The sequence below is a fragment of the Serratia sp. X10 genome (genome assembly GCF_017811775.1).
Classification (GTDB): domain Bacteria; phylum Pseudomonadota; class Gammaproteobacteria; order Enterobacterales; family Enterobacteriaceae; genus Serratia; species Serratia ureilytica.
Genome location: NZ_JAEIOH010000002.1, coordinates 149,118 through 161,491, shown reverse-complemented (window position 1 = coordinate 161,491; position 12,374 = coordinate 149,118). Strand labels below are relative to the sequence as shown.

Here is a 12,374-nt window from a genome sequence, read left to right as displayed (position 1 = left end):
CAGCGCTACCGCCCCGGCAATTGGGTCGGCAAGAAACTCGACGTGCTCTGCAGGTAGTCAAAGAACCACCTGATGACGTAACTGAACTGGGGAATCAGCTGCGACTGTTTCCAGTCGGCACTTTGTGAAAAGCCGGTAAAGGTATCCAGGAAGAACAGGATCGCCGCAACGATCAACACGCCGCGCAATGCGCCGAAGCAGATGCCCAGCACCCTGTCGGTGCCCGACAGCCCGGTTTTCTCTACCAGTGAGCTAATCACATAGTTAACAATAGCCCCTACGATCAGGGTCGCGATGAACAAAATCGCGATCGCGATGCCGTTTCGCACCAGTTCATCTTCAAAACGAGTGAAATAGACCGCAAGGTAAGAGTAGAAATGGCTGGCAACAAAAAACGCACATCCCCATGTCACAAGTGACAATGCTTCGCGAACAAACCCTCGGATCAGGCTCACCAGAGCCGAAAATCCAATCACCGCTATAATGACGTAATCAATCCAGACCATGAACTATTCCAATGATGAATCGCCCCTGCATCCAATTCGCGGCGAATTCTAACAGAAAAAGAAAACGTTTGCGTAGGGGATTTCCTACCACGTTACAAATAAAAAGCGGCGATTAGAAAATCCCCAATCGCCGCGCCTACATAGGTGATTTCACCTGTAAAAGGCGCGGTTTCTCTCGAGATCTCTCCACCACTCCTTAATTCAGGGGCGCATCCTGCTGCGCCCCTGCGGGGTTTAACGGCCGTACGGCTTCACCTGCCCGCTCAGCCCGCTGATCGAGTTCAGCGACGGCAATGCCGCCTGCAGCTTCTGCTTGGAAGCATCCGGGCCGACGTAGATGCGGGTGATCTGCCCTTGCACCGGCGTTGACGGCACGGTGAAGGCGCGATAGCCCGAAAGACGCAGCGAGGCGACAATTTCGTTCGCCTTGGCGGCATTTTTCAACGCCCCGAGCTGCACGACATAGGCTTGCCCGGCCGGCGCTTTTTCTTCCGCCGGTTTCGGCTGCGGTGTCGGCTCAGGCTTCGGCGCCGGTTCCGGTTTCGGCTCCGGCTTAGGCGTCGGTTTCACTTCCACCGGCTTCGGCTGCGGCGCCGGTTTCGGTTTCACCTCTACCGGTTTGGTTTCCACCGGTTTCGGCTTCGGCTGCTGCTGCACCGGCTGAGGACGCGTCTCGACCGGCGGCGGCGCCACCTGCGTCGGTTGCTGAGCATTCTGTCGCACCGCCTGTTGCGCCGCCGCTTCGTTGGCCGCCTGCTGCTCGACCAGCGCGCCCGCCCCTTCCGGCGGCTGCGCCGGCAACGGCTGCGTCACCGGCGGCAACACGTCGTTCTCTTCGACGTCGCCCGCCTTCGGCACCAAAGGAATGGCCGCGAATTCATCCTCGTAATGCTTCTTTTTGCCGTCCAGCAACCCTGGCAGGATGATCACCCCCAGCGCCACCAGAATCACGGTTCCGACCAGTCGGTTCTGAAATTTACTCGCCACTCACACTCCCCGCATCTCGTCTGACGCCGCCATCACCTGCGCAACGGTGTGGAACGATCCACAGACGATCACAATATCCTGTTTATCAGCATCCTGCATAGCCTGCCGCCAGGCAGTTTCGACATCATTAAAACGTCGCGGTTCCGCCAGATGTTGCGCCAGCAGTTCGACGCTGGCGCCGCGCGGGCCGTCGAGCGGTGCGCAGTACCATTCATCCACCTGCTCGCTCAGGCAGGCCAGCGTACCGGCGATGTCCTTGTCCGACAGCATGCCCACCACCGCTCGCACCTTGCCGCCGTCGCGCGGCAGCTTGGCCAGACGCCCGGCGAGATAGCCGGCGGCGTGCGGGTTGTGCGCCACATCGAGGATCAGCATCGGCTCCCGCCGCACGATCTGGAAACGCCCCGGCAGCGTCGCCTGCTGCAGCCCGGTGAAAATCGCGCGCTCGTCGATTTCCAGCGGGGAACAGTTCAGCGCCGCCAGCGCGGTAGCGGCGTTGGCCAGCGGCACATTCGGCGTCGGCAGATCGGTCAGCAGCGTGTCGCCGCCCTGCCACTGCCAGCGATCGCCCTGCTCGCTGAAGCGCCAGGCTTCACCGCGGCGATACAGCGGCGCGCCCAGCGTTTCGGCGACCTGGCGAATGCTGTCCGGCATATCGGGTTCGCCCACTACCGCCGGCTTGCCGCTGCGGAAAATGCCGGCCTTTTCACGGCCGATGCTTTCGCGATCGTTGCCCAGCCAGTCAGTGTGATCGAGCGCGATGCTGGTGATCACCGCCACGCTCGGATCGACGATGTTGGTGGCGTCGAGGCGCCCGCCCAGGCCGACTTCCAGGATCACCACGTCCAGCCGCGCCTGTTTGAACAGCTGCAGCGCCGACAGGGTGCCGAATTCAAAATAGGTCAGCGACGTTTCGCCGCGGCCGGCTTCAATGGCGGCAAACGAGCGGCTGTGCTCCGCTTCGCTCAGCTCTTCCCCCTGAATGCGCACGCGTTCGGTGTAGCGCACCAGATGCGGTGAGCTGTAGACGCCGACGCGCAGGCCGGCGGCCAGCAGAATGGCTTCAAGGGTGCGACAGGTCGTGCCTTTGCCGTTAGTGCCGGCAACGGTGAACACCGTGGGAGCGGGGGTCAGTAAGTCCAGATGCGCCGCGACGCGCTGCACGCGTTCGAGGCCGAGTTCGATCGCCTGGCTGTGCAGACGTTCCAGATAGTAAAGCCACGAGCTCAATGGCGACGTGGCTTGGGGAATTTGGTGGTTTTGCATGAGTCCCATCACTGAACTTGGGTTCATTAATCCATCAGGGCACCACCCTCACCGCAGTAAAGGCGATGCGCTTCGTCACTGCCGCCCATCTGCAAACCGCAACCTCATAGGCCGCGGCCGGCAGGGAACGGGCATCAGCCGTCACTTAGCCACAAAGTGGCGGCTGAACCCGGGCGGGATCCGTCTTTGCCTCAGGCGTCAGCCTGCTGCTCCGGCTCAATGACCGGCGCGGCCTCATCGAAATGCGGCTGCGGCTGGTTGGTCAGCTTGGACAGAATGCTCGCCAGCGTTTGGCGCATTTCCGGGCGGCGAACGATCATGTCGATCGCGCCTTTTTCGATCAGGAACTCGCTGCGCTGGAAGCCCGGCGGCAATTTCTCGCGCACGGTCTGCTCGATCACGCGCGGGCCGGCAAAGCCGATCAGCGCTTTCGGCTCGGCGATATTGATATCGCCCAGCATCGCCAGGCTGGCGGAGACGCCGCCCATGGTCGGGTCGGTCAGCACGGAGATGTACGGCAAGCCGCGCTCCTGCATTTTGGCCAACGCCGCGCTGGTTTTCGCCATCTGCATCAGCGACATCAGCGCTTCCTGCATGCGCGCGCCGCCGCTGGCGGAGAAGCACACCAGCGGACAGTTGTCCTCCAGCGCCTGCTCAACCGCACGCACGAAACGCGCGCCGACCACGGAAGACATCGAACCGCCGATAAAGGCGAATTCAAAGGACGCCGCGACGATCGGCATGCCGTACAGCGTGCCCTTCATCACCACCAGCGCGTCTTTCTCGCCAGTCGCTTTCTGTGCGGCGACCAAGCGATCTTTATAGCGTTTGGAATCCTTGAATTTCAGAACGTCTCTCGGCTCCAGATCGCTGCCCAACTCCACTTCGCTGCCTTCATCCAGCAGGGTATGCAGACGCGCGCGCGCGCTCATGCGCATATGGTGGTCGCACTTCGGACACACTTCCAGATTACGCTCCAGCTCGGCGCGGTAGAGAACCTGGCCGCAGCTGTCGCATTTGGTCCAAACCCCTTCAGGAATGCTCGCCTTACGGGTTTGTGTGATATTGCTCTTGTTAAGAATTCGTTCGATCCAGCTCATCGATGACCTTTCTGTTTGAACCTGACACAAGCCAGTCCGCTGTTCATGCTTTAACAATCCCCCCGAAAACACCCCCAATGAAAAAATGCCCGTACGCCGCGCGGCAAGCGCGCGACCGAGGCATCGGTTTCAGGGTTGTTCGCAGGAACAGACCATAATGTCGCTCATTAAACCATATCGGCCCGACGCTGTGGACAAAAAACTGGTCGAACCGACAGGTTGCGCGATGTTTTTACTGTTTTTGCTGGCGGGCGGCGGCGCGCTTGTGGCGCCAAATTTCAATCACCCCCGGCAGAATCGAAACGATGATGATCCCGACGATCAGCAGTTTCAGGTTCTCCTGCACCACCGGCAGATCGCCGAACAGGTAGCCAGCATAAGTGAAGAGCAGCACCCAAACCAGTGCGCCAATCACGTTGTAGGCGGCGAAGTGGCGATAGGACATATGCCCCATGCCGGCGACGAACGGCGCAAAAGTACGCACGATCGGCACGAATCGCGCCAGAATAATCGTCTTCCCGCCGTGCTTCTCATAAAACTGATGCGTTTTATCCAGGTAGCTGCGGCGGAAGATTTTCGAATTCGGGTTGCTGAACAGCTTCTCGCCGAACAACCGCCCGATAGTGTAGTTCACCGCATCGCCGATGATCGCCGCCACGGCCATCAACGCCACCATGGTGTGCACGTTCAGATCGTTGGTCGGCAAAGCCGCCAGCGCGCCGGCGACGAACAGCAAAGAATCCCCCGGCAGGAACGGGGTCACCACCAAACCGGTCTCGCAAAACAGGATCAGGAACAGAATAGCGTAGACCCACATGCCGTATTGTGCGACCAGTTCGGCCAGGTGCACATCAATATGCAGAATGAAATCAATAATAAACTTGATGATGTCCATAAATTCTCTCATTGATGCCGGGCGTTTCAATCACCCGGCAGAAGCACAAGGGAGCGACGCTTTCAGGCGTGCCGGCGTTTAATCGTCGGGTAAAAACAGTGGCCCCATCGGCGGCCGCGGGATGCCAAAGTGGTCGGGATAGTCCACGGAAACCAGATACAGCCCCTCGGCTCGCGCCGTCGCCGCCGCCAGATTGCGATTCTTCAGCGCCAGCAACTCGGCCATCCAGTTCTCATCCTGATTGCCGCAGCCGATCTCCATCAGGCTGCCGACGATGTTGCGAACCATGTGATGCACGAAGGCATTCGCCTTGATATCTACCACAATATATTCGCCGTAGCGCGTAACCTTAACGTGTTTTACGCAGCGCCACGGGGTGCGCGACTGGCATTGCACCGCGCGAAACGAGGTAAAGTCGTTCTCGCCCAGCAATGCCTGCGCCGCCCGATGCATGCGGTCCGCGTCCAGCGGGTGATAAAAATGCGTCACTCCCTGTTGCAACACCGCCGGCCGGTAGCGATGATTGAAAATAATATAGCGGTAACGGCGCGCGGTGGCGCTGAAACGCGCGTGAAAATCATCAGCGACGGGGCTCACCCAGCGCACCGCGATATCCGGCGGCAAATGGGTGTTGACGCCCATCGTCCAGGCGGCGTCCTTGCGCCGCGCGGTGGTTTCGAAGTGCACCACCTGCCCGGTGGCGTGCACCCCGGCGTCGGTGCGCCCGGCGCACAGCACGTTGATCGGCGCATCCGCCACCTTGCTCAACGCCTGCTCCAGCCGTTCCTGCACGCTGGCCACTTCTTGCTGCCGCTGCCAGCCGTAGTAACGGCTGCCGTCATATTCGATGCCCAGCGCTACCTTCAGCGTCGGCTGAGTGGGCGAGACCACCTCAGACATCAGTACATCTGCTCCTGCACCAGACGCTCGGCGGTTTCGATCGCCATCAACGCGCCGCCGAAGCGGACGTTGTCCGCCACCGTCCAGAACTGCAACAGCTCGGGGATGCCGTAATCGTTGCGCAGACACCCGATGCTGAGCGCATCGCTGCCGGAAGCTTCGGTGACCTGAGTCGGGTAATCGTCCTCTTCACTCAGTTGAACGTCCTCGACCTCTTCAAGCTCGCTGCGCGCCTCTTCGGCGGACAGCGGACGCAGCGCTTCCAGGTGCACGACCTGCGCGTGGCCATAAAACACCGGCGACTGGATGCAGCTCACCGAAATCGGCAACCCTTCGTCCTGCAGCACCTTGCGCACCTGATCGACGATCAGGCGTTCTTCGCGCACGCTACCCTGCTCGTCGGCGACAAGCGGCAGCATATTAAACGCCAGCTGTTTAGTGAAAACGCCTTCTTCGGCCGGGATGCCGTTCAACAGACGCGCGCTCTGGCCAGCCAGATCGTCCACCGCCGCCTTGCCGCGCGAGGATACCGACATCAGCGTCGTGACGTGCAGGCGCGACAGCCCCGCCTGTTCGGTCAGCGGTTTGATCGCCGTCAGCAGTTGGCTGACCATGCTGTCGGCCACCGCGACGATGTTGCGGTTGCGGTAATCCGCCAGCACCTGCGGGTTAACGCCAGGCACCACCAGCGGCACATCCGGTTCCATGGCGAACAGGCCGCTGGTGTCGATCACCAGACAGCCCATGTTGCCGGCCTCTTCGGCATAGCGCGCGGAAGCGTCGCTGCCGGCGACGAAGAAGGCCAGCTGCGCCTGCGACCAATCGAACTCTTCGGCGTTTTGCACCAGAATAGACTTGCCGTTGAAGCGCACATTGGCGCCCGCGCTGCGTTCGCTTGCCAGAGGATAGAGCTCACCCACCGGGAACTGGCGTTCCTGCAACAATTCCAGCAACGCTTCACCTACCGCGCCAGTGGCGCCGAGCAGCGCGATATTCCAGCCGTCAGACATTGGGTTTTCTCCAGAGTATTTCATTCATAAAAGCAGACGGGCAGTGCAGCCACCGCCCGATAATCTTTGCCGCTCACTGTAGCGGCGTTGGCTTAAGACAACCTTACGCGCTACGCGATGCTGAAGCCCAACTTGCCGAGCAGCTCGGCGCTGGCGCTGTCATCGCATTGCACGGCCAGCGAAGACCACTCGCGGCGTTCCTGGTAGTGCTTGCGCAGGCGATCGAACTCGCCCGGTTGCCCAGCGACTTTGCGCAGCGGCGCATCATCGCGGCGCACATCATACACCAAGTGCATCAATCGTTTTAACCGCGCTTCATCCAGCGGGCCGTTGAGACGGATCTGGCTGAACTCCGGCACCGGCAGCAGCGAGGCCAGCGCCACCTGTTGCGGCTGCCCCAGATGACGGCTGAACGCTTCGAACACCTGGGTGGTGCCACGCGCCTTGCCTTCCAGCGTATACCCGGCGATGTGCGCGGTGCCGATATCCACCCGCGCCAACAGCGGCAAGGCGAGATCCGGCTCCGGTTCCCACACGTCCAGCACCGTGCTCAGCTTTTTGCCTTTTTCCAGCGCCTGCAGCAACGCGGCGTTATCCACCACCGGCCCGCGGCAGGCGTTGATCAGAATGCGGTTGTCCGGCAACGCCGCCAGCAGATCGGCGTTCGCCAGGTGCAATGAATGATACGGGCCGGATTTATTCAGCGGCGTATGGAAGGTCAGCACGTCGGCCTCGGCCACCAACTTCGCCAGTGGCCAGAATTCCCCGGCGTCGCCGCGATCGGCGCGCGGCGGATCGCACAGCAGCGTGCGCACGCCCAGCGCTTTGAGGCGCGCGTCCAGACGCGAACCGACGTTGCCCACGCCAACGATGCCGACGGTTTTATCCCGCAGCTGGAAGCCGTCACGCTCGGCCAGCAGCATCAATGCGGAGAACACATACTCGACCACCGCGATGGCGTTGCAGCCCGGCGCGGCGGAAAACCCGATGCCCTGCCGTTGCAGCCAGGCGTCATCGACGTGATCGGTGCCGGCGGTAGCGGTGCCGACAAAACCGATGCGGCTGCCGGCCAACAAGGCTTCATTGACCTTGGTGACCGAACGCACCATCAGCGCGTCGGCATCCGCCAGCGCCTCAAGCGGGATCGGACGCCCCGGCACCGCCCGCACGTCGCCCAGGCGGCTGAACAGCTCGGCCGCATACGGCATATTTTCATCAACCAGAATTTTCACTGCGTTCTCCGACGGTTTACGGCTATTTGTCTGCGAAATAGTGTGCCACTGAATCAGGCACGGCGAAAGCGCTCAGGGGTGGTGCCGGCGATCTGCTGGAACATGACGATAAAGGCCGACGCGGAGCTGTAGCCGACCTCCAACGCCACGTCCTGCACGGTTTTGCCCTGTTCGAGCAGCGACACGGCGTGCAGGAACCGCAGGCGCTGGCGCCATTCGCTGAACGGCATGCCCAAATCCTGCTGGCAGCGGCGAGACAGCGTGCGCTCGGTGGTGTATACCCGCTTCGCCCACGTCGCCAGCGAGGTGTTGTCCGCCGGGCAATGTTCCAGCGCCTCCAGCACCGGCGCCAAAAACTTGTCGTCCGACGACGGCAGATAGGTTTGCTGGCGCGGCGACAGATGCAGCTGGTCGATCAGCACCTGGCAGAGGCGCAAATCCGCCTCCGTCTGCGGAATGTACTGTTTGCGCGCATAGAAATCCTCGGCAATGGCGCGAAAGATCGGCGTCACATTGACCAGACAAGGATCGGCCGGCATGCCGGCGCACAGCGCCGGCGCGATGTCCACCATGCGGCACTGCGCCAGCCGCTGGTTGTAACAGGAGTGCTCGATGCCCGCCGGCGTCCACAGCACGAACTCCGGCGGCGCCAGAAAGCGCTGCCCGCCGATGCGCAGCACCATCACCCCGGCTTTGACCCACATCAATTGGCCCCAGGTATGGCTGTGCGGCTGGAATTCGGTGCGGACGTTGAACTCCTCGCAACGAAACTGCACCGGGTTTGGCGCCGGGATCAGCGACTCGGGGAAATGGCGGATTTCTGGCATGGTTTCGTCCCGTGATTTGTCTTATTTACGCCGATTTTTGTCTGAATATCGTTATATATGATAAACCGGACACGCGTAGACTAGCCAGCATGTTGGACGCTATTGAGAATAATTGTCATGAATATGCTTTTCCCCCTGCTGGCCGTGCTGATTTGGTCGATTAACGCCGTCGTCAGCAAACTCTCCGCCACCGCCATCGATCCGGCGGCCATCTCGCTCTACCGCTGGCTGCTGGCGCTGATCGCCCTGACGCCGTTTGTGCTGCCGGGCGTGCTTCGCAACTGGGCGCAGGTGCGCGCCAACTGGTGGAAGCTGATGATCCTCGGCTTGCTCGGCATGGTGCTGTATCAAAGCCTGGCCTATTACGCGGCGCACAGCGTCAGCGCGCTGTTTATGGGCATCATCGTGTCGCTGATCCCACTGCTGACCATCCTGATCAGCATCGTACTGCTGCGCATTGCGCCGACCGTCGGCGTGCTGCTCGGCAGCATTCTCTCCTTCTGCGGTTTGATCTGGCTGGTCAGCGGCGGTCAGCCCGGCGCGCTGTTGCAGCACGGTATCGGCAAAGGGGAATTGATGATGCTACTCGCCACCGCCTCTTACGCGCTGTATGGCGTGTTGACCAAACGCTGGGCCATCGCGCTGCCGAACTGGCAATCGCTCTACGTGCAGATCCTGTTCGGCGTGCTGTTGCTGCTGCCGAATTTCCTGATGGCGCAGGATGTCGGCTTGAACGGCCATAACCTGCCGCTGGTGCTGTTCGCCGGCATTCCGGCCTCGATCATCGCGCCGTACCTGTGGATCCAGGGCGTGCTGCGCCTGGGCGCCAACACCACCTCGATCTTCATGAACCTGGCGCCGGTGTTTACCGCCGCTATCGCGGTGCTGTTCCTGCATGAGCAATTGCACGGTTACCACCTGATCGGCGGCGGCATCACCCTGCTGGGCGTGATCCTGTCGCAGCGGCTGCGCACGCCGCTGACGCGTAAAGCCAAAGCCCCGGCGGCAGGCGCAGATTCCTGCAAAGAACAGGCTTAAGCCAGCAACCTGAAACGCACCCGCACCAACAGGCCGCCCAGCGCGGCGGAGCTCAACAGCTCCGGGCGGGTGCCGTGATACGCGGTGATGTCCTTCACCAACGCCAATCCCAAACCGGCGCCCGGCTGATCGCCCACGTTGTCCAAGCGATGAAACGGCTGCAGCGCCAACGCCTTGTCCTGCAAGGCGATGCCCGGGCCGCTGTCTTCTATCTCCAGCACCCCTTCCCCCGTAGCCTTGTCCCGCGTAAGGCGGGCGGTCACCACGCCCTCGTGCGGCGTGTATTTCAGCGCGTTGTCCAGCAGATTGGCGCACAGCTCGGCCAACAGCAGCGGCTCCCCCGCGACCTGACACGCCGCTTCACCCTCGAAACCGAGATCGATCTGTTTGCTGCGCGCCTGTGGCAAGCGAGAGAAACAGGCGTCACGCAGCACCTGCGCCAAATTGACCGGCTGCAGCTTGCGATCGGCGCTGTGCTCGCTGGCTTTCAGGCGCGAGAGGTGTAGCAGACGGTCGGTGAGCGCCACGGTGTTATCCAGCGTCGCGCTCATCGCCTGCAGACTTTCGCGCCACTGCTGCGGCCGATCGCTGGCCAGCGCCACCCCGACCTGGGTCTTCAGCACCGCCAACGGGGTGCGCAGCTGGTGAGAGGCGTCAGCGCTGAAGCGTTCCTGACGCGCCACCATCAGCCGCAGCCGTTCGATGTAACGATTAAAGGCCACCAGCAGCGGCTGCATCTCCGACCAGGGAAGAACCCGCGGCAAAGGCGTCAGTTCGCCCGGATCGCGCCGCAGCATGATGCCGGAGAGTTTACGCATCGGCTTCAACACCCGCTTGAGCAGCGCGAACGCCAGGATCAGGGTCAACACCACCACCGTGCCCTGGCTCAACAGCGCCGCGATCATCATCTGCCGCGCCAGGTAACGACGCGATTCCAGGGTTTCCGCCACCAGAATGGTCGCCATGCCGCTCACGCCCGACTCGTTGACCGGTTGAAACAGCGCCGCCACGCGGATCGGCCGGCCGAGGTATTCCGCATCGTAGAAATGCACCAATGCCGGATAGAGGGTGGAGCGTGGAATGTGAGGCGGCAACGACGGCAAATCGTCATAGCCCGAGATGCTTTTCCCCTGCGGCGAGATCACCTCGTAATAGAGCTGATCGTTCATGTTGCGCTCGAAGCTGTCGAGCACCACATAAGGCACATCGACCACCAGCTTGCCTTCGCGCACCACCAGCCGCTCCGCCACGGTGCGCGCCGACGCCAGCAGCGTGCGATCGTAGGCCAGGGTGGCGGCGCTCATGGCGCTGAAGTAGTGGGTGTAGATAGAGATGCCGCCCAGCGCCAGCAGCGGCAGGCCAAAAAACAGCAGCAGTTGATAAAACAGAGAGCGCGGCGCGTTAAACCACCGCATTGCACAGTTCCAGGCTGTAGCCCAGACCGCGCAGCGTGACGATCGCCACGTCGCTGCCCTGCAGCTTTTTTCGCAAACGGTGTACGTAAAGCTCGATGCTCTCCGGATTGGCCTCGTCAGACAGCGTAAACACCTGCTCAAACAGCTGCTGCTTGGCCACCGGGCGGCCGCGCCGGTGCATCAGCGCGGTCAGCACCGCCAGCTCGCGCGGCGTCAGCGCCAGCGGTTTGCTCTCCAGCAGGAAATAACCTTCGTCATGATAGGTCAACGCGCCGTATTGCAACGCCGGCTGCGCGGCGCCGACGCTGCGGCGCAGCAACGCCCGAATGCGCGCCTCCAGCTCGTCCAGTTCAAACGGTTTGGTCAGGTAGTCATCCGCCCCCAGATTCAGGCCTTTCACCCGATCGGTCACGTCGGTGCGCGCCGTCAGCAACAGCACCGGCAGATCCTGCCCGCGCTTGCGCAGGCGCGCCAGCAAATCGAGACCGTTCAGACGCGGCAACGCCACATCCAGCACCGCCAGCGCATAGCGTTCATTAAGCAACAGGTGGTCGGCGGCCACGCCATCCGGCGCGACGTCGACGGCAAATCCGGCGCCGGTCAGCGCCTTTTGCAACCAGTGAGACAGCTCGGGGTGATCTTCAACCAATAATAGTCGCATGTTCCCATTCCATTGATTTTCCTGAACAACCAGACACCGATGCGGCGTCTGTTAACAGGTCGATAACAGAGAATGGCATGGAAAATAAGGGGATAAAAGAGCGCCGCGCCGCCAGTTTTGGGAGCTGGCACACAATTATGCGTACTGGGGCGCGCTCGTGTGACGCCTCAGATCAGCGTGATGGGGCTATCGGCGAGAGCAAGATCCAACACCGGACGCAGCTTATCGGCGGTAAACGGCGAAGAAACCAGCACGGAGCGGTTGTTGGCGGCAAACACCAGATCGATGCCGGTCACACAGGCGGTCATCTGGCAAGCATACTTTTCACCGTCGGCGTTGACGAAATGCAGCTCAAATACGCCAATCTCAGGGCGCAAGCGCTTCAAACGACACTGCCCGGCTTCTCCCGCCATCTCGGCGTAGACCTCTGGCAACCGTTTAATCGCACATACCTTGGCGCTGTCCCTGCCGCCAAACAATTTCCCTAACGAAAACATATCACTGCATCTCTATTCATTTTATTACAGATGATTTTAA

13 protein-coding genes are annotated in these 12,374 nt (G+C 61.4%); 1 reads left to right on the top strand and 12 read right to left on the bottom strand.

Annotated features, from left to right (window positions below; translation table 11 throughout):
* Positions 1–5: 5 nt before the first annotated feature.
* From cvpA to J9788_RS06225, 9 genes are all read right to left on the bottom strand, one after another.
* Positions 6–506, bottom strand: coding sequence for a colicin V production protein (gene cvpA, locus J9788_RS06265; RefSeq protein ID WP_004936119.1), 501 nt, complete (start codon positions 504–506; stop codon positions 6–8).
* A 234-nt stretch (positions 507–740) separates the two neighbouring features.
* Positions 741–1,493 (bottom strand): cell division protein DedD, encoded by a 753-nt coding sequence (gene dedD, locus J9788_RS06260; RefSeq protein WP_182264111.1) that lies wholly within the window; start codon positions 1,491–1,493, stop codon positions 741–743.
* Entirely contained in the window at positions 1,494–2,759 is a 1,266-nt protein-coding gene (folC, locus tag J9788_RS06255) for a bifunctional tetrahydrofolate synthase/dihydrofolate synthase (RefSeq protein ID WP_046896313.1), read from the bottom strand.
* Between the two features lie 191 nt (positions 2,760–2,950).
* The gene (gene accD / locus J9788_RS06250) at positions 2,951–3,859 is read right to left on the bottom strand and encodes an acetyl-CoA carboxylase, carboxyltransferase subunit beta (RefSeq protein WP_182264110.1); all 909 of its coding nucleotides are present in this window, start codon (positions 3,857–3,859) and stop codon (positions 2,951–2,953) included.
* 232 nt (positions 3,860–4,091) lie between these two features.
* Complete coding sequence (locus J9788_RS06245) at positions 4,092–4,754, bottom strand: DedA family protein (protein WP_004936130.1); 663 nt, start codon at positions 4,752–4,754, stop codon at positions 4,092–4,094.
* 78 nt (positions 4,755–4,832) lie between these two features.
* Complete coding sequence (truA, locus tag J9788_RS06240) at positions 4,833–5,654, bottom strand: tRNA pseudouridine(38-40) synthase TruA (RefSeq protein ID WP_182264109.1); 822 nt, start codon at positions 5,652–5,654, stop codon at positions 4,833–4,835.
* Positions 5,654–6,664 carry an aspartate-semialdehyde dehydrogenase gene (locus J9788_RS06235; protein WP_046896310.1) on the bottom strand — a complete coding sequence of 337 codons (1,011 nt, stop codon included), beginning with the start codon at positions 6,662–6,664 and terminating at the stop codon, positions 5,654–5,656. The genes truA and J9788_RS06235 overlap by 1 nt, the downstream gene beginning before the upstream one ends.
* Before the next feature lie 110 nt (positions 6,665–6,774).
* Positions 6,775–7,896 carry a 4-phosphoerythronate dehydrogenase PdxB gene (gene pdxB / locus J9788_RS06230; RefSeq protein ID WP_182264108.1) on the bottom strand — a complete coding sequence of 374 codons (1,122 nt, stop codon included), beginning with the start codon at positions 7,894–7,896 and terminating at the stop codon, positions 6,775–6,777.
* 53 nt (positions 7,897–7,949) lie between these two features.
* Positions 7,950–8,723: a helix-turn-helix domain-containing protein gene (locus tag J9788_RS06225; RefSeq protein ID WP_182264107.1), complete on the bottom strand. Its 774-nt coding sequence runs from the start codon at positions 8,721–8,723 to the stop codon at positions 7,950–7,952.
* A 117-nt stretch (positions 8,724–8,840) separates the two neighbouring features.
* On the opposite strand from J9788_RS06225, the gene J9788_RS06220 reads away from it, so the two are divergent.
* Complete coding sequence (locus J9788_RS06220; protein WP_033651953.1) at positions 8,841–9,761, top strand: DMT family transporter; 921 nt, start codon at positions 8,841–8,843, stop codon at positions 9,759–9,761.
* Here the strand turns inward: J9788_RS06220 and J9788_RS06215 are convergent.
* The 3 genes from J9788_RS06215 to J9788_RS06205 all read right to left on the bottom strand — a co-directional run bounded on the left by J9788_RS06215 (position 9,758) and on the right by J9788_RS06205 (position 12,334).
* The gene (locus J9788_RS06215; protein WP_182264106.1) at positions 9,758–11,176 is read right to left on the bottom strand and encodes a sensor histidine kinase; all 1,419 of its coding nucleotides are present in this window, start codon (positions 11,174–11,176) and stop codon (positions 9,758–9,760) included. The two genes, J9788_RS06220 and J9788_RS06215, sit on opposite strands and share 4 nt — an antisense overlap.
* Positions 11,163–11,837: a transcriptional regulator TctD gene (tctD, locus tag J9788_RS06210; RefSeq protein WP_033643888.1), complete on the bottom strand. Its 675-nt coding sequence runs from the start codon at positions 11,835–11,837 to the stop codon at positions 11,163–11,165. Before tctD ends, J9788_RS06215 begins: the two co-directional genes overlap by 14 nt.
* A 167-nt stretch (positions 11,838–12,004) precedes the next feature.
* Positions 12,005–12,334 (bottom strand): hypothetical protein, encoded by a 330-nt coding sequence (locus J9788_RS06205; protein ID WP_046687556.1) that lies wholly within the window; start codon positions 12,332–12,334, stop codon positions 12,005–12,007.
* Positions 12,335–12,374 lie beyond the last annotated feature (40 nt).